General features: G+C 64.2%; 25 protein-coding genes, 1 tRNA gene and 3 pseudogenes. 20 read left to right on the forward strand and 9 right to left on the reverse strand.

The window, feature by feature from the left end:
- Positions 1–47: 47 nt before the first annotated feature.
- From KK488_RS07750 to ftsE, 5 genes are all read right to left on the reverse strand, one after another.
- Positions 48–830: a DUF1134 domain-containing protein gene (locus tag KK488_RS07750; protein ID WP_250890167.1), complete on the reverse strand. Its 783-nt coding sequence runs from the start codon at positions 828–830 to the stop codon at positions 48–50.
- A gap of 180 nt (positions 831–1,010) precedes the next feature.
- Entirely contained in the window at positions 1,011–1,742 is a 732-nt protein-coding gene (locus KK488_RS07755) for a lysophospholipid acyltransferase family protein (RefSeq protein ID WP_250890168.1), read from the reverse strand.
- Positions 1,743–1,754: 12 nt separating this feature from the next.
- Positions 1,755–2,285 carry a YdcF family protein gene (locus KK488_RS07760; protein ID WP_214622577.1) on the reverse strand — a complete coding sequence of 177 codons (531 nt, stop codon included), beginning with the start codon at positions 2,283–2,285 and terminating at the stop codon, positions 1,755–1,757.
- Positions 2,282–3,196 carry a cell division protein FtsX gene (locus tag KK488_RS07765; protein WP_214622578.1) on the reverse strand — a complete coding sequence of 305 codons (915 nt, stop codon included), beginning with the start codon at positions 3,194–3,196 and terminating at the stop codon, positions 2,282–2,284. The genes KK488_RS07760 and KK488_RS07765 overlap by 4 nt, the downstream gene beginning before the upstream one ends.
- A 2-nt stretch (positions 3,197–3,198) precedes the next feature.
- Positions 3,199–3,909: a cell division ATP-binding protein FtsE gene (gene ftsE, locus KK488_RS07770; protein ID WP_214622655.1), complete on the reverse strand. Its 711-nt coding sequence runs from the start codon at positions 3,907–3,909 to the stop codon at positions 3,199–3,201.
- 182 nt (positions 3,910–4,091) lie between these two features.
- Here ftsE and KK488_RS07775 point away from each other — a divergent pair, with 182 nt between their 5' ends.
- Entirely contained in the window at positions 4,092–4,925 is an 834-nt protein-coding gene (locus KK488_RS07775) for a zinc-ribbon domain-containing protein (protein WP_214622579.1), read from the forward strand.
- Here the strand turns inward: KK488_RS07775 and KK488_RS07780 are convergent.
- Positions 4,900–6,261 carry an MATE family efflux transporter gene (locus KK488_RS07780; RefSeq protein ID WP_214622656.1) on the reverse strand — a complete coding sequence of 454 codons (1,362 nt, stop codon included), beginning with the start codon at positions 6,259–6,261 and terminating at the stop codon, positions 4,900–4,902. The two genes, KK488_RS07775 and KK488_RS07780, sit on opposite strands and share 26 nt — an antisense overlap.
- A gap of 196 nt (positions 6,262–6,457) precedes the next feature.
- Between KK488_RS07780 and KK488_RS07785 the strand changes: the two genes are divergently transcribed.
- Together KK488_RS07785 and KK488_RS07790 are read left to right on the forward strand one after the other, a co-directional pair.
- Positions 6,458–6,544: transfer RNA gene (locus KK488_RS07785), tRNA-Leu, on the forward strand.
- Positions 6,545–6,647: 103 nt separating this feature from the next.
- On the forward strand, positions 6,648–6,881 hold the full coding sequence (locus KK488_RS07790) for a hypothetical protein (RefSeq protein ID WP_214622580.1): 234 nt from the start codon (positions 6,648–6,650) through the stop codon (positions 6,879–6,881).
- 247 nt (positions 6,882–7,128) lie between these two features.
- On the opposite strand, the gene KK488_RS07795 is transcribed toward KK488_RS07790, so the two are convergent.
- Positions 7,129–8,718 (reverse strand): FAD-dependent monooxygenase, encoded by a 1,590-nt coding sequence (locus tag KK488_RS07795; protein ID WP_214622581.1) that lies wholly within the window; start codon positions 8,716–8,718, stop codon positions 7,129–7,131.
- Positions 8,719–8,938: 220 nt separating this feature from the next.
- Between KK488_RS07795 and KK488_RS07800 the strand changes: the two genes are divergently transcribed.
- The 3 genes from KK488_RS07800 to trmB all read left to right on the forward strand — a co-directional run bounded on the left by KK488_RS07800 (position 8,939) and on the right by trmB (position 14,502).
- Positions 8,939–10,150 carry an MFS transporter gene (locus KK488_RS07800; RefSeq protein ID WP_214622582.1) on the forward strand — a complete coding sequence of 404 codons (1,212 nt, stop codon included), beginning with the start codon at positions 8,939–8,941 and terminating at the stop codon, positions 10,148–10,150.
- Positions 10,151–10,796: 646 nt separating this feature from the next.
- Positions 10,797–13,382, forward strand: coding sequence for a TonB-dependent receptor (locus KK488_RS07805; RefSeq protein ID WP_214622583.1), 2,586 nt, complete (start codon positions 10,797–10,799; stop codon positions 13,380–13,382).
- Between the two features lie 418 nt (positions 13,383–13,800).
- A complete protein-coding gene (gene trmB / locus KK488_RS07810) occupies positions 13,801–14,502 on the forward strand; it encodes a tRNA (guanosine(46)-N7)-methyltransferase TrmB (protein ID WP_214622584.1) in 702 nt (233 codons plus the stop codon).
- A gap of 47 nt (positions 14,503–14,549) precedes the next feature.
- Here trmB and KK488_RS07815 read toward each other — a convergent pair whose 3' ends face one another.
- Positions 14,550–15,071 (reverse strand): DUF1993 domain-containing protein, encoded by a 522-nt coding sequence (locus KK488_RS07815; protein WP_214622585.1) that lies wholly within the window; start codon positions 15,069–15,071, stop codon positions 14,550–14,552.
- Positions 15,072–15,183: 112 nt separating this feature from the next.
- On the opposite strand from KK488_RS07815, the gene KK488_RS07820 reads away from it, so the two are divergent.
- From KK488_RS07820 to KK488_RS07870, 11 genes and pseudogenes are all read left to right on the forward strand, one after another.
- Entirely contained in the window at positions 15,184–17,145 is a 1,962-nt protein-coding gene (locus KK488_RS07820; RefSeq protein WP_250890169.1) for a flavin-containing monooxygenase, read from the forward strand.
- A gap of 449 nt (positions 17,146–17,594) precedes the next feature.
- Complete coding sequence (locus KK488_RS07825) at positions 17,595–18,242, forward strand: helix-turn-helix transcriptional regulator (RefSeq protein WP_214622586.1); 648 nt, start codon at positions 17,595–17,597, stop codon at positions 18,240–18,242.
- 360 nt (positions 18,243–18,602) lie between these two features.
- Complete coding sequence (locus KK488_RS07830; RefSeq protein WP_214622587.1) at positions 18,603–19,754, forward strand: phage portal protein; 1,152 nt, start codon at positions 18,603–18,605, stop codon at positions 19,752–19,754.
- Positions 19,751–20,173, forward strand: a complete 423-nt coding sequence (locus KK488_RS07835) for an HK97 family phage prohead protease (protein ID WP_214622588.1) — start codon at positions 19,751–19,753, stop codon at positions 20,171–20,173. Before KK488_RS07830 ends, KK488_RS07835 begins: the two co-directional genes overlap by 4 nt.
- Positions 20,174–20,245: 72 nt before the next feature.
- Positions 20,246–21,385 (forward strand): phage major capsid protein, encoded by a 1,140-nt coding sequence (locus KK488_RS07840; protein WP_214622589.1) that lies wholly within the window; start codon positions 20,246–20,248, stop codon positions 21,383–21,385.
- Positions 21,386–21,453: 68 nt separating this feature from the next.
- A complete protein-coding gene (locus KK488_RS07845; RefSeq protein ID WP_214622590.1) occupies positions 21,454–21,993 on the forward strand; it encodes a head-tail connector protein in 540 nt (179 codons plus the stop codon).
- Positions 21,990–22,385: a DUF3168 domain-containing protein gene (locus tag KK488_RS07850; protein ID WP_214622591.1), complete on the forward strand. Its 396-nt coding sequence runs from the start codon at positions 21,990–21,992 to the stop codon at positions 22,383–22,385. Before KK488_RS07845 ends, KK488_RS07850 begins: the two co-directional genes overlap by 4 nt.
- Before the next feature lie 53 nt (positions 22,386–22,438).
- Positions 22,439–22,850 (forward strand): annotated as a pseudogene (locus KK488_RS07855) (phage tail tube protein).
- Positions 22,847–23,164, forward strand: a complete 318-nt coding sequence (locus KK488_RS07860; RefSeq protein WP_214622592.1) for a gene transfer agent family protein — start codon at positions 22,847–22,849, stop codon at positions 23,162–23,164. Before KK488_RS07855 ends, KK488_RS07860 begins: the two are co-directional and overlap by 4 nt.
- The gene (locus tag KK488_RS07865; protein ID WP_214622593.1) at positions 23,161–23,421 is read left to right on the forward strand and encodes a phage tail assembly chaperone; all 261 of its coding nucleotides are present in this window, start codon (positions 23,161–23,163) and stop codon (positions 23,419–23,421) included. Before KK488_RS07860 ends, KK488_RS07865 begins: the two co-directional genes overlap by 4 nt.
- On the forward strand, positions 23,354–23,779 hold the full coding sequence (locus KK488_RS07870) for a hypothetical protein (protein WP_214622594.1): 426 nt from the start codon (positions 23,354–23,356) through the stop codon (positions 23,777–23,779). Before KK488_RS07865 ends, KK488_RS07870 begins: the two co-directional genes overlap by 68 nt.
- A 122-nt stretch (positions 23,780–23,901) precedes the next feature.
- Here KK488_RS07870 and KK488_RS07875 read toward each other — a convergent pair whose 3' ends face one another.
- Positions 23,902–24,867: a hypothetical protein gene (locus KK488_RS07875; RefSeq protein WP_214622595.1), complete on the reverse strand. Its 966-nt coding sequence runs from the start codon at positions 24,865–24,867 to the stop codon at positions 23,902–23,904.
- 75 nt (positions 24,868–24,942) lie between these two features.
- Between KK488_RS07875 and KK488_RS07880 the strand changes: the two are divergent.
- From KK488_RS07880 to KK488_RS07890, 3 genes and pseudogenes are all read left to right on the forward strand, one after another.
- Positions 24,943–25,209 (forward strand): annotated as a pseudogene (locus KK488_RS07880) (non-contractile tail sheath protein); the annotation flags it as partial.
- A pseudogene (locus KK488_RS07885) lies at positions 25,208–25,342 on the forward strand (phage BR0599 family protein); the annotation flags it as partial. The pseudogenes KK488_RS07880 and KK488_RS07885, both read left to right, overlap by 2 nt.
- Positions 25,343–25,345: 3 nt before the next feature.
- Positions 25,346–25,759, forward strand: coding sequence for an NlpC/P60 family protein (locus KK488_RS07890; protein ID WP_214622596.1), 414 nt, complete (start codon positions 25,346–25,348; stop codon positions 25,757–25,759).
- The last annotated feature ends 1 nt before the right edge of the window (position 25,760 follow it).

Below are 25,760 nucleotides of genomic sequence, written 5' to 3' on the forward strand. Positions count from 1 at the left end.
AAATAGCGTGCCTTTCCGTCGCTCGAACCGAACGGGGAAATCCCAGGTCAGAAGGGAATCCAGTTCCGCTTCTCGCTGAACTTCATGTAGCCGGCATTGATGCCGAGCCGATAGCCGACGCCGAGGCGGATCGGGATGAGCACCACGTCTTTCCAGCGCAGATAGCTCGCGTTGAAGCCGCCGACGAGATAGGCGGCGCCTTCGCCGGCGGGGAAGCGCTTGTAGAGATTCTGGGTGTCGTAGAGATTATAGACCAGAACGAAGGTCTTGGACGCATTGCCGCCCAGGTCGAAGCCGAGCGACGGGCCGGTCCAGTAGACGTCCCGCTGTCCCTCGATCTTGTGGAACATGACGCCCGAGCCATAGCGCAGGCCGACGCCGATCGCGCCGGAGGCTTCGCGCCCGGCGATATAGGCGACCGGTTCGCCCTGATCCTTGAGGATCTTCTCGATCATCGCGGCGAGCCCTTCGGCGCCCTTGCCGAACACGCCCTCGGCCGCGCCGATGAGATCGTCCTTCTTGTAGGTCTTGGCGGCGGCATCAGCCGGGACGCCGGCCGCCGCGGTGGAATCCGTCGCCGTCGAGACGCCGGGGGCGGGCGGCGGCGGGGCATCGCTGGTCGGTACCGGCGCCGGCGCCGGCGTGGGTGCGGGTGCTGGCGTGGGATTACTGCTCGCCGGCGCGCCGGGCACCAGATCGGCGTCGATGGCGGTATTGGGATCGACCGTGCTGACCTGCGCGAGTGCTGGTGAGGCGATCAGCCCCGCGGCTGCCAGCACGGCAAGCGCGATCCCGCTCGTGCGGCGGAGCAAAGATTTGGTCCGATTCATCCCCGATGTCTCCTGCGGCCAGCGGCCGTTTCTTGCGCGCATGGCGCGACCCATTGTCGATCAGGTCTATCCGCATCCAAGGATGAAACGACAATGAACGAACGGCGAGCCGAATCGATTTCGGGCCAGACCGAGTCGGTTTGCGCTGAACGGCTCGCCTACGGATCGGAACGGCTTGTCCTACAGGCCGGCGTCGCGGCGATTGAGCGCATTGATCGCGACCAGCACCTGACGCTCGGCTTCGGCGCGGGGCAGGCCGGCGGGGATCGTCTCGCCGATCCGGTATGTGATCGTGCCGGCGCGTTTGAGGAAGCTGTTGCGGGGCGAGACGCGTCCGCTGTCGACTGCCATGGGGATGACCGGGCAGTCGAGCAGGGCATAGATGCCGGCGAAACCCGATTTCAGCGGGGGCATTTCGCCGTGCGGCACGCGCGTCCCTTCCGGATAGATGATGACCGAGCGGCCGGCCGCGAACGCCGCGCGCGCGCCGGCGCGGATGCCGCGCAGGGCCTGGGCGCCGCCTTCCCGATCGACGATGATCAGGCCGTAGGCACGCGCGATAAACCCCCAAACCGGAATGTCGGCGAGTTCGCGCTTGGCGGCGATGATCGGGCGATCGAAGAGGCAGAGGGCATCCAGAGTCTCGAACATGGACTCATGTTTGCAGACGATGAACTGGGCCCCCTGGGGAAGGATGCCCTCGACGACGATGCGCTGGCCGAGCAGCCAGCGCGCGAGAAACCGGTGCACGCGTGACCAGCATGTCGCGACCGGCGCGACGCCGCGCACGCCGAACAGCGTGGCGACGACGGCAACCATCAGCAGGAGCACCGTAAAGCCATAGAAAATCAGCGCGAAGAACGCCGAGCGGATAATGGTGATGATGGTGCCCAGAGGCGATAGCGGCGGCATGGTTCGGCTCCGTCAGATGCCGATCAGGCCGGCAAGGCGGCGCAGCAGATATTTGTGATATTCGCGCAGCAGCACAGTGAGGCTCGGGGCGGAGCGGACCGCATCGGGGATGATCGTCACCGGCTCCTCAAGCTGGCGCGAGAGCTCGTACCGGGCGCGGCGCATGTGCCAGTCGGCCGTGATGATCCGCACGGACTTATAATGCCGCCGCGCGAGCCAGCGGCTGGTCTCGATCGCGTTGGAGCGCGTGTCGATCGCCTCGCGCCCGAGGGTGATGCAGCATTTCATGAGGTCCTTGGGCACGCCATAGGCGGCCGCGAATTCCCGGGGCTTCACGTCATGGTCCACGCCCGAAACCAGCATCTGCTCGGCTTGCTGGCGGCGCAGCAGCGCCACGCCCCGGTCGACACGGCCGGCCGAGCCGGTGAGCACGACGATGGCGTCGGTCTTCTCGTCGCCATGCGGCTGCGGCAACAGCAAGGCGAACCAGGCGAAGCCGAGCGCCCAGAGGATGACGAGGAGAGCGAGCAGCCGCCGGATCATAGCGAACGCCTCAAGGCCCGCTGCAAGGTGAAGCGGGCGGAGAGAAAGGCGACCGCCACTCCGAGCAGCGGCAGCAGTGGCAGCAGGATCCAGGCGGCCAGCGGCAGCGAGGCGCTCTGCACGAGATCGGAGGCGATGGCGGTCATCGACCGGCCGACCAGCATGATGATGATCACGGCGGCGAGAAAGCCGACTACGGCGCCGAACAAGGCGTCGAGCGTCATGCGCTCCTGGAACAGGCGCACGACCTGCGTGTCTGTGGCACCGAGCATGTGCATGATGTCGATCGTGCCGCGATGCGTGGCATGCGCGCCGCGCGCCGCCAGGACGACGACGGCGCCGGTGGCGATCGCCATCAGCGCGACGACGCCGAAGGAGAGCAGGCCGATCGCGCCGACCAGCCTGGCGAGGGGGGCGAGATAGGTCGCATGGGGCTCGACCTTCGCCTGGGGATTGATCGTCTTTACCGCCTTGTCGAGCGCGGCGATGCGTTCGTCGCGCCGCTCCTGCGGCACGGCGAGATCGGCGTCGACCAGGGCGGGCAGGGGAATGTCGTTGATCTTCATATCGCTGCCCAGCCAGGGCGCGAGCTGGGCGGAGAGCTCTTCCTCGGGCACGATCGCGATATTGCCGACGCCTTCGGTCTCGCCAAGCAGGGTGACGATGCGGCGCACGGCCCGGCCACGCAGCTCGGCGTCCGCCTCGGCGATCTGGATGGTGACACGGTCGGAGACGTCCGCGCTGAGGCTCCGCGCGGCATGATCGAGCGCAAGGCCTGCCGCCGTGGCCAGCACGGTCAGGAACATCATGATCGCGATCACCCAGGGCATCGGCCCGGTGATCCGCCCCTGCGGCAGCAGCGAGCCGGGCGTGTAGGGCCGGGGCGCCGTTTGTGTGGGTTCGCGCGCCACGCTCAGCCCGCTCCGCCGTGACGTGGCGGATAGCGCAAACCTCCCGTCGGATCGGCGAGACGGCCTTTTTCAAGGCGCAGCATCTGACCGTCCGCGACCTTGCCGAGCAGATTGAAATCGTGGGTCGCGACCACGATGGTCGTGCCGAGCTTGTTGAGCGCCTCGAACAAGGTGATGAGCCGCGTCGCCATCTCCTGATCGACGTTGCCGGTCGGCTCGTCGGCCACGAGCAGCTCGGGTCGGCCGATGACCGCGCGGGCAATGGCGACGCGCTGCTGCTCGCCGCCCGAGAGCGTCGCGGGCAGCGCGTTGGCGCGATCGGTGAGGCCGACCCAGTGCAGCATTTCCTCGACTGGCGGGCGGAGCTGATCGTCCGTGACGCCGGCGATGCGCAGCGGCAGCGCGATATTGTCGAAAGCGGACAAGTGCGGCACCAGCCGGAAATCCTGGAACACCACGCCGATGCGGCGCCGGAAGCCGGGCAGGCGCGCGCGGGGCAAAGTGACGATATCGGCATCGAACAGTCGGATCGCACCCCGGCTCGGCCGCTGCGCGAGGTAGAGCAGCTTCAGTAGCGAGGTTTTGCCCGCGCCCGACGCCCCGGTGAGGAAATAGAAGGCGCCCTCGTCCAGCGAAAACGTCAGGTCCGACAGCGTTTCCGGGCCGGGGCCGTAGCGCAGCCCGACATTCTCGAACTGGACAATCGTTGCCATCGCGGCCGTGCGTTTCCCGGTTGTGAGGGCGCTTGGCTGCGCGCCTGCAAGGTCGTTGCGCCCGTGAATGGCACAGCCTCCCGCCTCGGGCAAGGCGAAGCGCACCGCAGGATCGGCTTCCGCCACCGAGTTGGTAAACGCTGTCTTGCTCTTGCGCACAAAGCGGTGTTTATGGGGCGCCAATGATCCTCATCTGCCCGCAATGCGCCACGCGTTACGTCGTCCCGGACAGTGCCATAGGTCCGACCGGCCGGCAGGTCCGTTGCGCGGCCTGCCGCCACAGCTGGTTCCAGGACGGCGTGGAAATGCAGCGTCCCGAGCCCGTGCTCGCGCAGGCAGCCCCGGCGACGCAAAGCGGCCCGACGGCCGAAGCGCCCGTCGCGTCCCCGCCATCGCCGCCGGTCACTGAAACGATGCGGCCCGAGCCGTTCGAGCATGCGGAAACGCCGGAGACCGTCGCCACCGGGCAGACTGTGCCCCGTCATGATCCCGTCGAACCCGCGCCTGCCGTGGCCGCGCCGCCCGCACCAGCCGAAGAATTCATCCATTATCCCGACGACAATTATGAACCGCCCGTGCGTGCGCGCCGCAATCCGGCCAAGCTCTGGACGATCGCGGCGGTGGTCTTCTCCCTGGTGGTCAGCGCCGCCGGTGGCGCGCTCGTTTACTTCGGGTCGCCCAACTGGGCGGTCAATCTCGGCATCGGCGCGCGCAATCAGGAGGCGGGGCTCAATTTCTACCTGCCCAAGCCGCCCGAGCGGCGAAACCTTCCCACCGGCGAGGAATATTTCGCGTTCAGCGCGCGCATCCTCAACGATAGCGATCATGAGCTGACCGTGCCGCCCGTCGTGGTCGAGCTGCGCGACGATCAGGGGCGGCTGGTGTTCAGCTGGATGACCAAGGCGGACAAGTCACGCCTGAAGCCCAATGAGGAAGCGCGCGTTTCCGAGAGCCGGCTCGACATTCCGAAGAATGCCCGCAACCTCGAGCTCAGGTTCGTCGATAGCGCGAGCTGACCCACCAGAAGCGGCCGCCCTGCAGCGCGAAGGCCGCGACCATGCCGAGCGCCGAGGCGATGGCGAGACCCGCAGATCCCCAGTGCCAGGCATAGGCCGCCCAGCCGGCGAGGCTGAGAATGCCGAAGAAGGCTATGATGCCGTTGGTGCCCGCCACGACCTGATCGCCCAATGAGCGCAAGGCCGAGACGAAGATCGCCTGCAGCCCGTCGAACAGGATGAACGGCGCCAGGATCATCACCATCACGATCGCCTCGTGCGCCACTGCCGCATCGGCGGTGAGGCCGCGAACGATCGGCCCGGCGAAGAGCAGATAGACCAGCACCACGGCGCCCATGATCAGCATCGAGAGCCCGCAGGCGATCAGCGTGCGACTGCGCGCCATCCACGGCTCGCCCGCGCCGACGGCATTGCCGACGCGCACGCCAGCCGCCGAGCCGAGGCCGAGCGCCAGTGCGAAGCCGATATTGTGCAGCGAGAGCATGACCTGGAAGCCGCCGGCGATCACCTCGCCCATGCGAGTGGAGAGGATCATCAGGAAGGAGAAGCCCAGCACTTCCATCGCCGCGCCGAAGCCGGGCATGATGCCGAAGGAAACGATAGCCGGGATGCCGCCCAGGGCATCGCGCCACGCCGCGAGGTCGAGGCGGCGGAGCTGGCGCGGACCGGCGCTCGGCAAGGTCCAGGCCATCAATGCCATGGCGAGGCCGCCGACGGTGCTGCTGATCGAGGTGGCGATCGCAGCGCCGACCGCTCCCAGCTCCGGCGCGCCGAGATGACCGAGCGTCAGCGCCCAGGCGAGCAGGGCATTGAGGGGCAGCGTCCCGAGATTGACCGCCAGCACCCGCTGCGGCCTGCTCACGCCCTCCAGGAAGAAGCCGCAGGCAATGGAGAGCATCTGCCCCGGCAGGCCGAGCATGAAGGCGGTGAGCACCAGCGCGCCCGGCGCGACCAGCTCCGGCGCGACGCCGGTGAGGCCGAGCAGGGAGGTGGAAGCGAGGCCGATGACGAGCGCGCTCGGTATGCCGAGCAGCAGCCCGGTCAGCACTGCCTCGCGCCACAGCGCGCCGGTGCGCGGCAGGTCGCTCGCGCCGTCCGCCCGGCTGGCGAAGACCAGCACGCCGGACATGCCGCTGAGCAACAGCATGAGGATGACGAACATCACCACGCGCCCGGCGGCCAGCGCACCAAGCTCGCCGGTGCCGGCATAGCCGACCACGGTGACGTCGATCAGGTGCATGATCGTCCAGTTGAGATTGGTGAGGACGATCGGCCACGCCAACCGCGCGATGCGCCGCGCCTCGGGCAGGAGACCGTCTTCGCGTTGCGCGCTCATGACTGTCACGTGCCGCTCCTTATACGGGTCGCCGCGTTGGGTCAGACCGGCCCGTCAAGTCAAGCCCAAGGTCGCCAAAAACCGGTCCAGCCGCCCTCTCGAAAAACAGTGGTGAACGGTGGTTGCATCGCATCGACCGCTTTGCTAATGGCCGCCGCCTACCTGAAGGGCCGCCCGGTCCTTCCCTTCCTGATGTGCGGTCGTGGCGGAACTGGTAGACGCGCAACGTTGAGGTCGTTGTGGGCGAAAGCCCGTGGAAGTTCGAGTCTTCTCGACCGCACCAGACAGTGTCGCTTGCCGGGAGCGGACCCGGCCGAGGCTTCATTGGCGTGAGCTTGAGGCCTATCTCGGCGCTCCGGATTACTGGTCAACGAGGTCGATCCTGCATGATGCAAGCTCAGCTCACCGATGTGCTCGTTGCGCGGCTGCTTCGCGAGCATGGCGGAACCAAGCATGGCTGGCGCAAGCTGATAGGGCCGGTTCAGATCTACAGCCTCAAGACACATGCTCATTGCAACTGGGCGATTCATCCGACGGGCACCAGCTCGGAAATCGCGATGATCGAGCATCTGGTCGATGATCTACGGATGAGCCATCCGATCGTCACCGCCGATCGATGAAAATGAATGTCCGCCATGTCGACGAAGGATGGGGACAAATGCCGCGCCTTCCTTCATGGCCGTGCTCGATCGCTACACGCTGGCCGATCTCTTGAGGAAACGGGGCGATCTAGCGGCAATTTTCGGTTCGAGCGCACTCGACATCGCATCGCCATAGAGCCGCGATACCCGGGGATGGCCGGCAGGGAGCTCGTCGGTCAGGCTCATATTTCGGCTACCGCCATGACCTCGCTGGCGAACGTCTCGGTCATCGACCCTGGCGCAAATCCCTTCCCAATTGCTCGAGCGCATGCTTGAGCGTCGCTCCGGGGTCCGGCAATGGGTGGTCCGTTCGCCACGCAACCACGCCATCGGGCCGGATCAGCAACGCTCCCTGGGACGCGATGCCCAGCATGTCGGCAACGGCAGGCTCGGTGATCCTATGCATGTCGATGGCTTCGACCTGCTTCGCTGCGTCGATCCAGGCCTCAGCCTGAGGAGCCGCGAGCAACATGAAATCCCGCCCGACCAGATCCAGCGTCGATATGCGCAACCCGTTGCGATGCAGCCAGACATGGGGCAACCGTGTCCCGGGCGCACCACTTGGATTCTCCGGGTTTTCGGTCAGGTCATCGCCAGCGTCGCCCTCGCACACTGCGCCGGAATGATACCAGGAGCCCAGTTCGATCGCCGTATCGGATATGTTTGCGGCGAGGTTGGTCGCAGGCAAGGTGGAATCGACGCGTTCGACATAGCGCCGATAGGCTTGCTCGACGGTAAGCGCCGCGACCGGTCGGCGTTCCGCTTCGTAGCTATCGAGGAGCGAAACGGCCGCGCGGCCGTCCAGAACCATGGCGAGCTTCCAGGCAAGATTATGCGCGTCGGCAACGCCCGTGTTACCGCCAAAACCGCCCGTCGGCGGCATGAGATGCGCCGCGTCGCCCGCGAGGAAAACATGGCCGTCACGGAAGGACGAGGCGGTCGCGGCGGTCGCCGTCCAGCGCTGCACATTGTCGATCTCGACCGGGAACTCGTCCGGCACGCCGAGCGCGTCGCGCACCATTGCCGCGTAACGGGCAGGCGACAGCTCCCCCTCCAGTTCCGTGCTCCGGCGCCCCTGATCGTCGAACGTCGCGAACACAGCGAGAAAACCGGCATCGGCCGTTATCGCGAAGCGGAAAAACGCCAGCAGGTCCGGCTGATTCACATAGACAACGCTCAGATTACGACCGCGCAAAAGGGCGCGGACGTCGGCCTTGAAATAGATGGTGGCGCACTGGGCGAAGGCGCCACGCCCTTCCATCGGGATGCCGAGCGCGCGGCGCACAGCGCTATGCGCGCCATCGGCAGCAATCAGATACTTGGCGCGAATGATGCGTTCGGCGCCATCGTCACGCGCTTTGACCGTCGCCACGATCCCGTCAGCGTCCTGCGTAAAGCTGGTCAGCTCCGTCCCGTAGCGCAAGTCGGCGCCAAGCTCAGCGGCGCGGCGACGCAAGATCGGCTCCAGGCCAATCTGTGTTATAAACAGCCTGCTTGTCGGGCTCAGCTGTTCCACACCCTCATTGACCGACCGGTAGAAGCAGGCAAGTTCCCTGCCGCCGAGCGTGTCAACCGACAGGATCGCGCCATTCTGCACAAATTCCCGTTCCGCAGCCTCTTCGACCTCCTCCTGCAGGCCGATGGAGCGAAAAATCTCCATGGTGCGCTGATGGAAGGCTGCGGCACGGGGATGAATCGCGGTTCCCCTGTGCCGCTCGACGACGATGTTCGGGACGCCGTGATGGCCAAGCAGAGCCGACATCGTCAGCCCCACAAGACTTCCGCCGACGATCAGGATCGGGACTTGTTCGTCCATTGATCGGCCTCCTCTTCCAGCGCCGATGCTAGCGTGATCATCCCCGGCCGTCATGCCCATTCACGAATATCCATGTGCGTGTCACAGCCTGCAGCAACCGGCCGATCCGGCCTGCGGAAAGACCCAAACGGAGGGGGAAGCCGCCTTGCACCCGCCGATGCTCTCCGCCAAGGAGGCTCAACGCGACGATGCGCGACGCAAGCGGGAGGATGTTCAATCGATGAGTGGCTCCACTCTCTCTCCGCTGCGTTATCGGCCCTTCCTGCTGATCCTGCTTGGCAGCCTGTTGTCTAATTTCGGCAATGCGATCCAATCGGTTGGGGCGGCGTGGCAGATGACCGCGACCGGCCAGCCTGCCGATGTCGTGGCGCTCGTTCAAAGCGCCACCAATTTGCCGATCATGCTTCTCGCTCTCCCGGCCGGTGCATGGGCCGACATGTTCGACCGCCGCGCGATCATGCTGATCGTCCAGGTCGCCATGCTGATGTTATCGCTCCTGCTGGCTGTCCTCAGCTTCGCCGGCATCGTGGCTCCCACGGTCGTCGTCGGTCTCACGGCACTTCTTGCTTGCGGGGTGGCCTGCTTCAATCCCGCGCTGGCCGCGTCGATCGGCAGCATCGTACCTCGTACCGAACTCGCCGCAGCCGTGGCGCTCAACATCCTCGCCTTCAATGTCGCCCGCAGTCTCGGGCCCGCCGTCGGCGGTGCGATTGTGGCTATGGGCGGCGCGAAAGCGGCGTTTGTGGCGAACGCCTTGAGCTATTTTGCCGTTATTGCGGTGCTTTGGCGCTGGCAGCATGTTTCCCCGCCGCAGACGCGACCGGCATTTCTATCCGCGATCGCGGAAGGGTTCCACTTCGCGCGCCGCTCGCCGGAAGTGCGCACCATCATGGTGCGCGCGGTCACCTTCACAACCACGGGCAGCGCCGCTTGGGCGCTGATGCCGCTCGTGGCCAGCGATCTGCTCGGCCAAAATTCCGTCACGTTCGGCCTGCTGCTTGGCGCGCTCGGACTGGGCGCGGTCGTCGGCGCAGCGAGCAGCACCTGGTTTCGCGCCCGGTTCGCCAGCGAGACGATCGTCCGCACCGCCGGGCTCATCTACGGTGCCGGGTGCATCGGCGTTGCGTTGCGACCGGGGCTGCCGGTCATGCTCCTGCTGCTGGTTGCCAGCGGCGCGGGCTGGGTCCAGGCGTTGTCCGGTTTCTCCGTCGCCGGGCAATTATGGTCGCCCCGTCCGCTCGTCGGCCGGATCACCGCAATGGTGAGCAGCCTGACATTCGGCGGCATCGCGCTCGGCAGCTGGCTATGGGGTCATTTCGCACAAGGAAATGGCGTCGCGGCCGCGCTGCTGGCCTCAGGAGTCGGCATGTTGGTCCTGCCTCTGCTCGGCCTGATCCTCCCGATGCCGCGATATGAAGCGCCGGCGCGCTAAGCCCTGGTGACATTTCAGGGATTTCCGGGAGCGAGGATCACCCGGAATGGCGGCCTCGATCTTCCGTTTAGCAAGGTCGGTGCCCGACAGCGGCGGCCTTGCGGCCTTCACCCGCTGGAAAGGCATCGGGCTGCAGAAACCTGCTCACGATCCTATAAACGTCTTGCCGCTTGCTGCCCCTCGGAGGCAGGCATTCGGGCACGCAAAACTTTCGATACACTGTTTCACTTGTCGATAAATCATTCGGAAATTCAGCGTTTCCGTCACACGGAAGTTCAACATATACTTATCACAATAAGTATTGTTTAGTGATCGTCGGAGCGCCTCCCTCGAGAGCTCCGCGACCCAATCGGGGCATCATGACCAAAGTGGCACCAGGGGTGTCCAGGCGCCTTATGATCTCTGCGAAACGTCAAAATCGTGATGCTCCGCCCTGAATCACGCCGGGCTGCCTCGATGTCGGCTCACGGACACATGATCGCGCAAGGGCCGGATAATCAGGTCAAAAGGCGCGAAAATGCTAGTCAATTGACATGTGGTTTTCAGGGTATATAGTTAACATGTTATCGGTGTGATGAAGAAGCGCCACATTGTTACCTTCCTGACAAAATAGGGTTGGAGCACTGGCGCGGGAGAGGAGATAACCATGTCACCAAAGGGAAAACTGTGTCTTGGCTGGCGGCTGCTTGCCGGCAGCGCCATTGCAGGCTTGGCCCTGCTGCCGCAGGTTGCGCTTGCGCAGGGCGGGCCAGCGCCGGATCAGCAGAGAACAGCGCAGGAGCCGCAGGAAGGCGGCATTCAGGACATCGTCGTCACCGCGCGCTATGTCGCCGAGAATATCCAGGACACGCCGATCGCGATCACCGCGAAGACCAACGACCAGCTGGTTGCCGCGAACGTGACCGGCACGGCCACGCTCGGCGCCGTCGTTCCCAATCTGTTTACCAGCCCGGCCGACTCCCAGTCGGCAAGCGCGCCGACGATTTCGCTGCGCGGCGTGTCACAGGGCGCCGGCGCGGTGCAGAGCATCGCGATTCCGCCGGCCGTCGCAATCTACACCGACGACGTCTATCATTCGACCGTCGCAGGCTCTGATCTGGACTTCACCGACGTGGTGCGCGTGGAGGTCAACCGCGGGCCGCAGAGCACCCTCTCGGGCAACGCTTCGCTTGGCGGCTCGATCAAGCTGTTCACGCAGGACCCCAAGGGCGACGGATCGGGTTTCGCCAGCCTTGGCTATGGTTCGTTCGACCATGTCGACGCGGCGGCCGCGATCGACGTCGGCCTGACCAGCACCCTGGCGGTGCGCGGCCTGGCGCACTTCGAGCGGCAGACCGGCTTCGTCAACCGTCTCGACTTCCCGTGCATGATGGCGAAACTCGGCACGCCGCAGCTGGCCGGTACCTTGCCCTCCTATCAGCCCGATCTCGCCAAGCAGGGCTGCGTCATCGGCCATCTGGGCGGCGGCGACAAGATGTATGGGCAGGTCAAGATCCAGTGGAAGCCCACCGACAACGTCAAGCTGCTGATCACGGCGAGCCGCCGCAACGACAATCTCGAGGAAACGCCCGAAGTCGCGCTGACCTACAACAGCAGCTGCATTGGCAAGGCGCCGGGCCTGCCCAACGGCTATGGTCCGCAGCCCTGCACGGGCTCGGCCCTTGCCCAATTCTACAATCTGTCCGTTTACAACCGATATGGCATCATCATCGACAATCGCTTCCGACCGCCACTGCGCAACGGCGGCGTCTACGATACCTATGCCACGAACTGCCGTCCCGACATTGATCTGTCCGCGGCGCTTCCCAGCGTCGTTCCCGGCGCGCCGCCCACGACGTTCCCGTCCAACTTCTCGGAAGGCTTCTGCTTCCCGCAGGGCAAGAAGGCCAAGCACACGCTTGTGTCCGGCAAGCTGGAATGGGGGATCACGGACAAGATCAACATGACCCTCATCGGGGCCTACACCAAGTATAGCAACGAATATACGCAGGAAGGCGACCAGACGCCGCTGGCCGGGGCGATCAGCCACTTCATCAATCTTGACGAGATGGGCTCGGGCGAGCTTCGGTTCGACGGCAAGCTGTTCGACGACAAGCTGCAGTGGGTTCTCGGCGGCTTCACCGTCCGCACCATCGGCTATCAGAACAATCTGGTGAGCTACCTCAACATCCAGCAGCTCAGCTCGGTGCGCGGTCTCAACAAGTCGAGTTCGGCCTTCGCCCATCTTGACTATGACATCACCGACCGGTGGCGCGTTTCCGGCGGCGGCCGCTATTCGCACACGGATATCGCGATCACCATCGACAATCCGAATGCCGGCGTCCAGCTTGTCGATCCGCGCCACGGCGTGCAGAACCGGTGGGACTGGCTGATCTCGACCGACTTCAAGATCAGCGACCGCGTGATGGTGTATGCGAACGCGGCGAGCGGCTCGCGTCCGCCGGGCCTCACCACGATCGTCGCCAATGCGCGGCAGGTGGCGCCGACCTCGGACGAAGCGCTGGTCAGCTATGAGCTTGGTCTCAAGGCGGACATGTTCGATCGCCGCCTGCGCGCCAACCTGACGGCTTTCTACCTCGACTATCAGAAGCTCTCGACCGGCGCGACCGGCAGCCAGTGCCTCAACGAGCCTGGCACGGGACAGGCCACCTTCTTCAACGTCCTGTATACCGATCCGGCCGCCGTGGAGGCGTGCAAGATCTATCCGGGCAATCCCGTGCCGACCCGCTACGGCTACAATGTGGGCATCCCCGCGAAGATCAAGGGCGTCGAGTGGGAAATCACGGCGCGGCCGATCCCGCCGCTGAACATCGATTTCTCGGGTGGTTACAACCACTTCAAGTCGAGCGCCGCGCCGGGGCAGCCGGGTTATCTCTACCCGGGCAACCTGCGTCAGCCCGAATGGAACATGCACGCCGATATTAGCTACGATATTGACCCCGGCGTCGGCACGTTCACCCCTCGACTGGACTGGACCTGGCAGTCGAGGCAGACATACGATCAGGCATCCAGCACGCGTGCGCCGCTGCCTAACGTGGTAATCAATCCCTATTCGATCTGGAACGCGCAGATCGTCTATAAGACACCGACGAAGGATTGGTCGGCTACGCTGGCTGTTACCAACCTGGCGAACAAATTTTACCACTATCAGGTTCTTTCCGGTTCGTTCGATGATCAGACCCGTGTGGCCGAGCCGCGCGAATGGATGCTCACGGTGCGCAAGGAATTTTAGTGAAAGCGAGCCTACGTCCCCGCCGCAGCGGTCCGAACCCTGGTCCGGATCGCTGCGGTTTCTTGTGCCTGTTTGATCGTGCGGCGCCTGGCGATCCAGGGCGAATACGGCATGCGGCTCGATTACCCTGCTTCGCTTCCAGCTGCGTGGACAGTTTCGAGCGGTCGTTCCTGGCAAACCATGTTGCCCGGCCCGGCCGGTCTGGATTGCCCAAAGGTCACACCGCCTAGCGACCGGCTGGCTCTTGCCGAATGGCAGTCCGCACTTTGCAAGCGCCGCATCGTGCCCGAGCGCCTTTGGCTCAATCATCATGAAGCTCCGTCCCCGGCCTGCCAATCGCTCGTGCGAATGATGGCATCGTGACGGGCGCTCAGCCGGGCCATTTCCATTTGCGTTGTCCTGCGCTAGGCGGCCGGGCATGACCGCGCATAAATCCGGCGACCCGACTACGCTCAATCGTCTTTACGGGCGCCAGTCCGGCCACAAGCTGCGCATGGGGCAGCAGGAGTTGGTCGACACACTGCTGCCGGCGATCAGCGTGCCCGACGAAGGCGAAATCACGGCGCGCCGGCTGTTCGGCGAGGATCGGCCGCTGCATTTCGAGATCGGTTTCGGTTCCGGCGAGCATCTCGCCCATCGCGCCGACATGCTGCCCGATCATGGCTTCATCGGCTGCGAGCCGTTCCTCAATGGCGTCGTCGGTGCGCTGCTGCATGTGCGCGACCTGCATCTGGCGAATGTGCGTCTGCACATGGGCAATGCGCTGGAAGTACTGGCGCGCGTGCCGGACGGCACGCTAAGCTTCGTCTATCTGCTGCATCCCGATCCCTGGCCCAAGGCGCGCCATGCCAAGCGGCGGATGATGAATCCCGGTCCGATCGACATGATCGCCGCCAAGCTGAAACCCGGCGGCGAGTTCCGCTTCGGGACCGATCATCCGGTCTATCTGCGCTGGGCGCTGATGCAGATGCGGGAGCGGGCGGATTTCGAATGGTTGGCGAGCCAGTCATCCGATTTTCTCAAGCGTCCGGGCGGCTGGCCGGAAACCCGCTATGAAGCCAAGGCACGGCGCAAGGGCCACGAGGTCTGGTATTTTCGCTATCGGCGGGTGACGGCCTGACGCGTCAGGGAGAGGCAATCCCTCCGCCCGAGATTCGCGATCTTTCCTCAGGGCTTGCGCCGCGTCTGGCCCATGAAATCGCGCTTGCCCACCTCCACGCCTTTCATGCGAAGAATCGCATAGGCCGTAGTCGCGTGGAAATAGAAATTGGGTTGAGAGAAGGAGAGGAGGAAGTCCTCTGCGGTGAAGTCCATTCGGAAGCTACCGAACTCGAAGCACATGTCGCGGCCGATAAAACCGTCGATCTCGGCGGGGTCGATCGCCTGGAGGGCTTTGACGGCACCGGCCACGCGATCACGCAACGTGTCGAAGTCGGTCGGGAGAGGCGAGGTGTCGGGTGAGAAACTGCCTTTGCGCACGCCTTCGATCGCGCCGAGCGAATGGACGACCGTCGATTTCACCTGATAGGCGAAGGGATGCATATCGTCGGCGAGACGTGCACCCAGCAGGGTATCGGCGGTAAGACCCTGATCGCGGCAATGCGCCTCGGCCTTGTCGATCAGGCCTGACATCGAGCCCAGAATCTGCAGATAAGCGGGAATTGTCGCTGCGTAGAGGGTGAAGGCCATGCTGCTCTCCCATGGTTTGGGCGGATTGTGACGACTTGCCGCCTGCCTGTTGCTCCGGAATTGATTATCATGTTAACTTGATATGGTGATGGAGAAAAGGGGCAGGTTGAGGATGGCGACGAAGATGGTCGAGACGGGAGCCCAAAAGGAGGCGCGGACGGATCTGTTGGCGGCGAGCGACGCGACGATCGACGACGCGGTTACCTATGGCGATCCGATGGTGTTGCGCGGCCTCGTCTATCTGCTGACCGGTGACCCCGAGCTCAAGACCATGGCGACCAAGACCGTCGCTTATGGGCAGATGGACGCGATCGTTCCGGCGAGCGACGAGGAGGTCGCGATGATCCGCCGCAAGGCTGCCGATTTCCTCAAAGCCTATCGTGACGGTGGCGCGGGCCCGATCGGCTTTGGCGCGCCGAAGCATGTCCGCGACAGCATGGAACTGGTGCTCGCCGGCAGAATTCCGGAGGAGGATCTCGCCATGGCGACCGAGGAGCTTGCACTCGATCCCTGGGCGCGTTCGCTCCAGTGGCAATCCACGCCGGATTCCAAGCGGCTGGGAGCCTTTTCGGTGACGGTCATCGGGACCGGCATGGGCGGACTCAACGCCGCGTTGCAGCTGAAGCGGGCGGGAATCAACTATATGATCTTCGAGAAGAATAATGGCGTTGGCGGCACATGGTATGAAAACCGCTATCCGGGCGCGCGCGTGGACGGATCGAGCCGGACCTATTCGCATCTGTTCGGCGTCGATTTCCCCTGCCCCTATAATTATGCGCCGCAGGAACGGAACCAGGCCTATTTCGATTGGGTCGCCGACGAGTTCGGGCTGCGCGACGAGATCATCTTCAACACGGAAGTGACAGCGCTCACCTGGGACGAGCAGGCGTCCATGTGGGAGATCGAGGCGATCGGTCCGAACGGCAAGGAGACGCATCGCTCGAATGCAGTGATCACGTCGGTGGGATTCCTCAACAGGCCCAATATCCCGCAGATCGAGGGGATGGAAACGTTCGGCGGTCCGAGCTGGCATACGGTGCATTGGCCCGAAGGAGCGGACCTTGCAGATAAGCGCGTCGCGGTCGTCGGGACGGGCTGCACGGGCTATCAGATGGTGCCTGAGCTGGCCAAGGAAGCGGCGCACATCAGCGTCTTCCAGCGCACACCGCAATGGCTGATGCCGATGCCGGGCTATCTGGCCGAGGTGCCGGATGGGCTGAAATGGCTCGACCGCAACATGCCGTACCACACCAATTTCATGCGGCTGCGCCATGCGTATCGCATCGGCGATTTCTTCAGCAAGGTGACCGAGATCGATCCGGATTTCGACGATCCCTACAGCGTCAGCGCGGCCAACAAAGCGTTGCGTGATCGATCGGTCGAATTTCTTGAGAAGAAGCTTGGCGACCGCATGCTGGGCGACAAGAGTCTCGTCGAGATCATGACGCCCAAGCACCCGGTCTGGTCGGCGCGGATCGTGCTGGTGGATAGTGATGATTGCATCCTCGACGCGTTGCAGCTCGACAATGTCGAACTGGTGACGAGCGGTGCGGAGCGGATCAACACGGCGGGCATCGTCGATGGCGCAGGCAAGCAGCATGATGTGGACGTCATCGTCTATGCGACAGGATTCAAGGCCAACGACTATCTCTATCCGATGAAGATCACCGGCCGGAATGGTCTCACGATCGATCAGCTCTGGGCGGTCGACGGCGCGCGCGCCTATCTGGGTTGCATGATGCCGGGTTTCCCCAATCTCTGGTCGATCTATGGCCCCAATACCAATGGCGGCCTGCAGGTCGCGGCCTATCATGAGCTGACCACCCTCTATGCGCTGCAATGCATCGAGAAACTAATCCTCGAGCGCAAGGAAACCATCGAGGTGAAGGAGGAGGCTTATTGGCGCTACAGCCGCTTCGTTGACGAGCGGAACAGCCGGCGGGTGTGGAGCGACAAAAGGGCGCACAGCTATTATTGGGACGGCGGTCGGTCGCCTGGCATGAATCCCCTGACCGCCACGGAAAACTACCAGTTTATGCGCTATCCCGATTTTAACGACATGAATATGAAATGACGTGAGAAAAACCTATTTGGCAAAATAATGATTGACAGTGTCACGCTGTTTGGTTAGAAAAGTGCAAGATCGCAGTACGAGTCGCCGCAGGCATAGCATCCGGTTGATCGAGCAAGGTGATCGGAATAACGTCGGTATGGCGCGCATTGGCCTTCTCGGTATGCTGGTCAACCGCAATCCTCAACGGCGTCTGGTTTCTTGCCGACGAAGCGCGGGCATGGGCTGCGATGCTTGATGAATAGTTTATGCGCCTTCAGCAACGCGCGGATGCACAGTGCTTAGAAAAATGTTATAACTCAGCTTCTTAACGTTGCGCCCGAATCGCTTGCTTTTGCAGGCGGATAGGCGGACCATGATCGAGTGGGAAGAGCCCTGCGGAGGCTTCCGGGGTGGATGACATACTGAGGAAGATAGCGGACGCGTCGACGTTGCCGCTCTTGTGGCGGCAGATGACCCGCTACTTCAGCCGGCATGGTTTCGATGGCTTGAGCTACTACTGGGTGCGGACGGGTACGAATCTTCCCGCCACGATCCCACTCCAACATGGTTTCTCCAAGGAAGAGATCGAGCTCTATCTTTCGCTCGATTTCCAGCGGCTCGACATCGTGCCGCGCGCTGCGCTGGCAGCGGGCATGCCGGTGCGCTGGACCGACATGTGGCGCAACACCGAGTTGACATCCGAAGAACGTGATTTTCTGCGCGCATTGCGGGAAATCAATTTTTCCGACGGCTTCTCGATGCCTTGCTACGGGCCCAACAACCGCAATGCCGTCGTTGGCGTAAGCAGAATGACGCCGCACACCGATGCGAGCCCGAGTCACATGGCACTGCTGCATTTCGCCGCGCAGGCCGCTCATCTGCGCATATGCGCGCTGTTTGCCGACGAGGTGACGCGCGATCGCCAGCTCTCGACGCGGGAGAAGGAAATTCTCGACTGGGTGGCGCGCGGCAAGAGCAACAATGTGATCGCGGAGATCCTCGCGATTTCGCCGGGGACCGTCGACACCTATATGCGGCGAATATACGAAAAGCTGGAAGTTTCAGACCGAACCTCCGCGGCTGTGAAGGGAGTTGGGCTGGGGCTTATCGCAGCCTGATTGGGCCTGCCCGTGTTCGGACCGCACTGTCGTATGCGTGGGCTGTCCCAGTGCGCGCCCGACATCACCATGTTTTCGAGGCCGGCAATCTGACGCCGCTGCCCATGGCGCATCTGCCGACCTTCCGCTGCGGCCGATACCGGTCAGGTCCGGGATGTTCCGTCACTGCGCGAAATGGTGACCCCGCAGCTCATCGCCCGGACCAGAACAGCGGTCGACCATCGCATCGTGACTGGGATGGTGGACACGTATTGCGGGGCATCTTCGACAAGTTCGGCTTGGCCGACCGGATGCCGGCGGTCATCAACGGTGTCAGCACGGGCCTCATTCGCGCTTGAGAGCGCTCTAGGGAGCAACAACATGAAATGGTTTGGACGCAAGGGCGCGGCTGGAACGCCGCGGCCGCCACTGGCACGCGCCTGGATCGGGCTGGGCTGGATCGGCGCCAGCGATTGGCCGCAGAGCTATGAGGTGCAATTGAAGGCGGCGGTCCTGGCCAATCCGGTGGCGCAGCGGGCGATGCGGCTGGTGAGCGAGGCGGCAGGCAGCGCGGCGCTGGTTGCGACGAGCGATGAAACGGAAGATGCGCTGGCGACGCTGCGCCTCATCCAGCGTCGCGCGGCTGGACAGAATGTGATCGAAACACTGGCCAGTCACATCCTGTTGCATGGCAACGCTTATGTGCAGATCAGCCACGATCCGGACGGCAAGCCGGCGAACCTCTATGCGCTGCGACCGGATCGGGTGAGCATCGAAGGGGACGCACAGGGCTGGCCCATCGCCTATCGATATCGGGCGGACGAGAGCGAGGTGCGCTATGCGAGCGAGGACGCGGCGGGGCGGACGGCGATCATCCATCTCAAGGCGCTGAATCCGGCCGACGATCATTACGGATTGGGCTGCCTCGGTGCAGCCGCCGGAGCGGTGGCGATCCACAATGCGGCGACGAGCTGGAACAAGGCACTGCTCGACAATGCGGCGCGACCGTCCGGGGCGCTGGTCTATGAACCCAAGGACGGGAGCGTGCTCTCATCCGATCAGTTCGACAGATTGAAGGCCGAGCTGGAAGCCAGTTTTCAGGGGCGGGGCAATGCGGGGCGGCCGATGCTGCTCGAAGGCGGGCTGCACTGGCAATCGATGAGCCTGTCGCCGGCGGACATGGATTTCGTCGAACTGAAGGCGGCGGCGGCACGCGACATTGCGTTAGCATTCGGTGTGCCGCCGGTGCTGATCGGCCTGCCGGGCGACGGCACCTATTCCAACTATCGCGAGGCCAACAAGGCGCTCTGGCGGCAGACGGTGTTGCCTCTCGCCGACAAGATACTCGGCGGGCTGGCTCAGGGCCTGCGCGGTTTCGTGCCCGGATTGCTGCTCTCCGTGGATCTGAACAAGCTGCCAGCTTTGGTCGAGGACCGCATGATGCTCTGGGATCGCGTGGCATCGGCCGAATTTCTCTCGACCGACGAGAAGCGTGCGATGCTGGGGCTTGGGCTGGAGACGCAGGCATCATGAGCGAACTGGGAACGCGGCCAGTACGCTTTGCCGGCTATGCCGCGATTTTCGACCGGATCGATATCGGCGGCGACATCATCTCGCCAGGTGCTTTTGCGGCGAGCCTGTCGCGGCGGGGCGGGGAGGGGCTGCCCTTGCTGTGGCAGCATCGCGCCGATCAACCGATCGGGCGGATCCAGATGGCGGGTGAGGACGAACGGGGGCTGCGCGTCATCGGCGAGATCGGCGGGCAGAGCGCGGTGGCACGGCAGGCAGCCGCGCTGCTCAAGGACGGGCGGATTGACGGGCTGTCCTTTGGCTATCGGGTGTTGAGCGCTCAGGGCGAGCGACCGCGGCGGCTCGACGCGCTCGATCTCGTCGAGGTGAGCCTGGTGACGCACCCCATGCAGACGCTGGCGCGGGTGCATGGGGTGGAGTGAGTCCATCCGATTTCGATGAGCATGGAGGGGCCTTCCGGCCCCTTTTTCTTTTTGACTGCAGGAGACGTGACTATGCTGGAAGTGAAAGCCAATGCGCTGGAGGAGAGCTTTGACGCGATCCTGCAGGCGGACCGCGTGGCGGGCATCGAAGCCCGGATGGATGCGCTCGACGATGCGCTGAAGATACAGGCCGAGCGTGTGGGGCGGCCGCCACTCGACGGCGCGAAGGGCGGTGAGGTGGATCCCGCGCGCGCGGCGTTCACCGAGCGCTATCTGCGCCGCGGGGTCGAAGCGGGCGTGGAGCTCAAGAGCTTCAGCGGTGCGACGGGCGCTTCGGGTGGCTATGCCGTGCCGCGCGAGATCGACCAGATGATCGAGATGGCGCTCAAATCGATGTCGCCGATCCGCGGCATCGCCAACGTCGTGCGCACGGGAAGCGCGGGCTATCGCAAGCTGGTGACGACCGGTGGCGTCGTGTCGGGCTGGGCCTCGGAAACGGGGACGCGACCGGAAACCGGCACGCCGACCTACCAGGAAATCGCCCCGCCGAGCGGGGAGCTTTACGCCAATCCTTCCGCCAGTCAGGCGATGCTGGACGATGCCCAGTTCGACGTTGAAGGCTGGCTCGCCGGCGAGATCGCGCAGGAGTTCGCGCGAGCCGAGGGGGCCGCGTTCGTCAACGGCAACGGCACGAACAAGCCCAAGGGCTTTCTCACTTATACGACCACCAACGAAAGTGACGCGGCGCGCGCATTCGGGTCGCTGCAATATGTCGCCTCCGGTCAGGCCGGTGGCTTCCCGGCATCCAACCCCCAGGACAAGCTGATCGACCTCGTTCAGGCGCTGCGCGCACCCTATCGGCAAGGCGCGTCCTTCGTGATGAACTCGGCGACCCTGGCGCGCATCCGCAAGTTCAAGACGACGGACGGCGCTTTCCTCTGGCAGCCGGCCATGGTGGTGGGGCAGCCGGCGACTTTGCTCGGCTATCCGGTGATCGAGGCGGAGGACATGCCCGATGTCGCGGCGGACAGCCTGTCGATCGCCTTCGGCAATTTCGCCCATGGCTACGTCATCGCTGAGCGCAACGACACCAGCATTCTGCGCGATCCATACAGCAACAAGCCGTTCGTCCACTTCTATGCCGTCAAGCGGATCGGCGGAGCGGTGACGAACAGCGAAGCAATCAAGCTCATGAAGTTCGCGGCAAGCTGAGCGGCAATGGAGAGGGGCAGAAACCCCTCTCCATCTCGTCTTTTTCCTTCAGCGCGAAAGGTTCCCCCATGACCGTCACCATTGCGAAGGGCGGACCGCTCGCGGTGCCACTCGACGACTTCAAGGCCTATCTCAAGATCGGTCTCGGCGAAGAAGACGAAACGCTGGTCGATCTTATCCGGACAGCGAGCGAGGCGATCGAACGATTCATCGGTGGCCTCGTCATTATCCGTGCGATCGACGAAGTGTTGAGCGCGAGGAGCGGCTGGCAGAAGCTGGCGGTCCGGCCGGTGCGCAGCGTCACCGGGCTGGTCGGCATACCGGCGGAAGGCGCCGAGTTCGCGTTGCCGGTCGAAAGTTATGCAATCGATATCGACGCAGGCGGCACCGGCTGGCTGCGGATACTCAATCCCGGATCGGCGGGTCGGGTCCGCGTGACTTATGCCGCGGGGACGGCGGACGATGATGGCGGCGTATCCGATGCGATCCAGCATGGCATCTTGCGGCTTGCAGGCGAACTTCATGCCCGGCGCGAGGGCCTCGAGATGGACATGCCAGTCTCCGTCGCAGCGCTGCTGCGTCCCTGGCGAAGGATGGCGCTGTCATGAGCGGCGAGCTGGCTGTGCGCGGCGCGATCCTCAGCGCGTTGCGTGGTGATGCGGCGCTCATGGCAATGGTCAATCAGGTGAGCGATGGCGAACCGGTCAAGGCGAGCGCGCCCTGGTTGATGCTGGGGGATGCGATGGCGAGCGGCTGGGGTGCGCGGGGCGTTGATGGACTCGCCTTGCGCCAGACATTGTTGCTGGTCCTGCGCGGGGACGAACTCGGGCGCGTGGCCGATATTCTGACGCGCGTCGATGATGCGCTGACCGGAATCGACAGCGCGCTCGGCGACTGGCGTCTCACCAGTCTGCGGTTCGAGCGCTCGCGGATCGTGCGGAGCCGGACCGAGTGGCGGGCGAGCATAGACTATGCGGTGCGGATGGCGCGGCTCTCCTAGCCCGTCACCGACGTCACCGAAGATCAACTTCGAGAATTTGAAAGGATCGATTCATGGCTGTGGAAAAGGGCAGTGCGTTCCTCCTGAAGATTGGCAATGGCGGGGCACCGGCGGCCTACGCGACCATTGCGGGCATGCGAACGACGCTGGTTTCGGTGAATGGCGAGACGGTCAACATCACGAGCAAGGACAGCGGCGGCTGGCGGCAATTGCTGCCGGACGCGGGGGTGCGTTCGGTGAGCGTATCGGGAGCTGGAATCTTTACCGGGTCCGCGGCCGAAGTGCGGCTGCGTGATCATGCGCTGAGCGCCGCGATCGACGATTATTTATGAGCTGAGCTTCGAAAGCGGCGAGAAGTTGCGGGGCAAGTTCCTCGTGACGCGGCTTGACTATGCCGGAGATTATAACGGTGAGCGGACCTACACATTGTCACTGGAGAGCAGCGGCGCGGTGAGTGCGCTGTGACGGGGCTCGCGAACGTCGCACGCGGCGAGGCGGAGATTGCCGTCAATGGGCGCGCGATGCTGGTGCGGCCGAGCTTCGCGGCACTGGTCGCGACAGAGAGCGAGGTCGGGTCTTTGCTGGCGCTGGTCGAGCGGGCGGCCGAAGGGCGGCTGACATTGGCCGAAATCGAGGCGCTGGTGTGGCATTGTCTTGCCGACCGGCCCGACGATATGCCGCGGGCGGACCTGGGCGAGGCACTGGTGACGCAGGGGATTGGTACGGCGCTGCCGGCACTGCGTATGATCCTGCGTCAGGCGCTCGCGGCCGGACAATGAGCTTCGCGCGAGCGGCGCGCCGTCTGGCCGGACAGGCCGGGTTTTTGCTCAGCTGGCGGCCGGATGAGTTCTGGCGCGCAACGCCCGACGGGCTCGCTGATGCACTGGGCGCTTGGCGCGACTTGCCGGGCATGTCGGGCGATGCGCTCGATCGCGAGGCTTTCAACAGATTGATGGAGCTGCACCCCGATGATGCAAGACATGAACTTATTCGCCCCGACCGAGAGGCCAAAAGAGACCGAGGAAGCCCGTATTGAGCTGGAAGCGCTGCAAATCGAAGCAAAGCGGGTGAGCCGCACGATCGAGCAGGAGTTATTGCGGGTAGTGAGAACGGGGCGGTTCGGGTTCGAGGATCTTGGGCGAATTGCGATGTCGATCATGTCGCAGATCGCGCAATCAGCCGTGCGCAACGGCCTGGACACTATTCTCGGCGGGAAGCCGGGTGGAAATGGGCTCGGCGGCATCGTCGCGACGATATTTGGGTCGCTCGGTCTGCCGGGGCGGATGACTGGCGGGCCGGTGGGGCCGGGGCAGGCCTATCTCGTGGGAGAGCGCGGACCCGAGATTTTCCTGCCGACAAATAGCGGGCAGATATTGCCGGGCGCCGGTGCGTAGGGCGGCCGGGAGGTCCGGGTGTCCATTACCGTGAACGGAAGCGGTCAGGACGCGCCGAAGGTACTTGCGCGCAGTGCGCGGCAGGTGGCCAAAGCAGTGCGCGGCGCACTTGCGGAATGAGCTCAGGCCGTCAGGAAGTCCTGCACGGACCAGCGGTGCCAGATGCCGCCATCGACGAGATGCAGGAGGTCGCGGCGTCCGTCGAGGTAGGGGTGGACGTCTGGATATCGTTTTTCGGGGAAGAATGGGAGTCGACCTTCGCATAGCGTCCCTGCCTCCTCGCCCTCCCCATTGAGCTTGAGGAGCGTCAGCCGATTGTCTTCTTCCCCATAACCGCCTGCCGCGAGAACATGGTCGCCGGCCACGGCAATAGCTCTGACGCCGGCCAGAGATGTCGCCCAGCGCCGCTGCGGTCCGGAGCCCAGAGCGGTGATGGGAAACGACATATAAGTGCATGCCCAGGCCGCGGTGCCTGCCACGTTGAGCGCGTAGCAGTCGGCGATCAGCGGCTCGGTCTGCTCGGCTTGGTGGAGCAGACCCCCTTGCTCGTCGAAACAGGCGACGCCAGCGGCGCTGGGCGGCGCATCTCTGCCGGGAATCTGCCAGCTGCTGTTTCCGAACACGCCTTCATCACACCAGCCGACCCAGATCCGTCCGTCGTCATCGATCTTCAGGTGCTCGATGCCATCACCCAGATAAACCGAGCCCAGGATCGCGCCACCAGGTGCGAAGATGCGCTCGCCGCAGTCAACGTCAGAACGCGTGCGGACAACAAGCCAGCGGCCATCGGGAAAACGATCGACGCGAAGAGAGGGCGATGCCATCGGGAATGTCGGCCCTTCCGCGAGCGCATGTCCGTCGAAGGTCCAGAGCCGCGCCGTGGCGCGGCGGGCAAGACGGAAGGGATCGCCTGCGCCCGGCGCCCCATCCGAGCCACGGCGATGCTCTGCGCGCAGATCGACATCCGTGCCGAGAATGGCGAGCGAGCCATCGGCCAGCGCGGCATAGGTCACGACCTGCCAGCCCATCGGCAGGGGCGGCAGCGTGATCGAGGCTGCATGTCGCAGGGTTTCAAGCGCGGCGGTCATGACGATGCTCGTGTGCGTCACCGGACGTGCTGACGCAACGACGCAGTACGATCAGTCAAAAAGCGAAGGGCAGACATGGCATATTGGCTCGCGACCGAGCGGCGATTTCAGCAGGGCGATGTCATCAAGCGTTTCTCGCCGCCATACTGGACCGTCAATTTTCCACGGCCGATGATGGCGAGCGTGGTGACGACGGGCCCGGCCGCGCTGCGGGTCGATGCGGTGTTTCATACATCTGGCGACCTAGCCGGGCTTATCTGGGAGTCCGAGGATCGATGGGATCATCCACTGCTGCGCTATGCCACGCGCCGGACCTATTCCGGCTGCACGCTGTGCTTTCGCGCGGGCGCTCCTGACGGAGGGATGCGACAAGAGGCTCGCGAGCTGTTCCGGGCGGTTTGCGAATGCCGTGAATTTCGGGGGTGAGCCGCATCTTCCCGGCATGGATTTGCTCACGCGCTATCCGGGGAGCTGAGCGATGGACATTTACGGAAGGATCGCCGCCGAGGCGCTGGCGCTGGTTGGAGCGCCGTTCCGGCTGCATGGCCGGTCTGCGACCACCGGAGTTGATTGCGTTGGGCTCGTGGCTCTCGCCGCCTCGCGGGCGGGCATTCAGGTTGGGCGGCTGCCGGCGTATCAGTTGCGCGGGATCGGCCTTGCCACCGTGGAGGATGGCCTGCGCGGGGCAGGATTGGTGCCGGTCGCGCTTGGCGACGTGGGTGATGTGCTCTTGGCGCGGAGCAGGCCGATGCAGCTTCACCTCATGATTGTGACGGGCCGGGGACTTGTTCATGCGCATGCTGGATTGGCCCGCGTCGTGCTGATGCCGCCCCCCTCGCCCTGGCCGGTGCAGGGACAATGGCGTTTCCGTATTTCGGGCGATCGGGGATAAA

This window comes from Sphingobium nicotianae, from assembly GCF_018603885.1.
GTDB classification, from domain to species: Bacteria; Pseudomonadota; Alphaproteobacteria; order Sphingomonadales; family Sphingomonadaceae; genus Sphingobium; species Sphingobium nicotianae.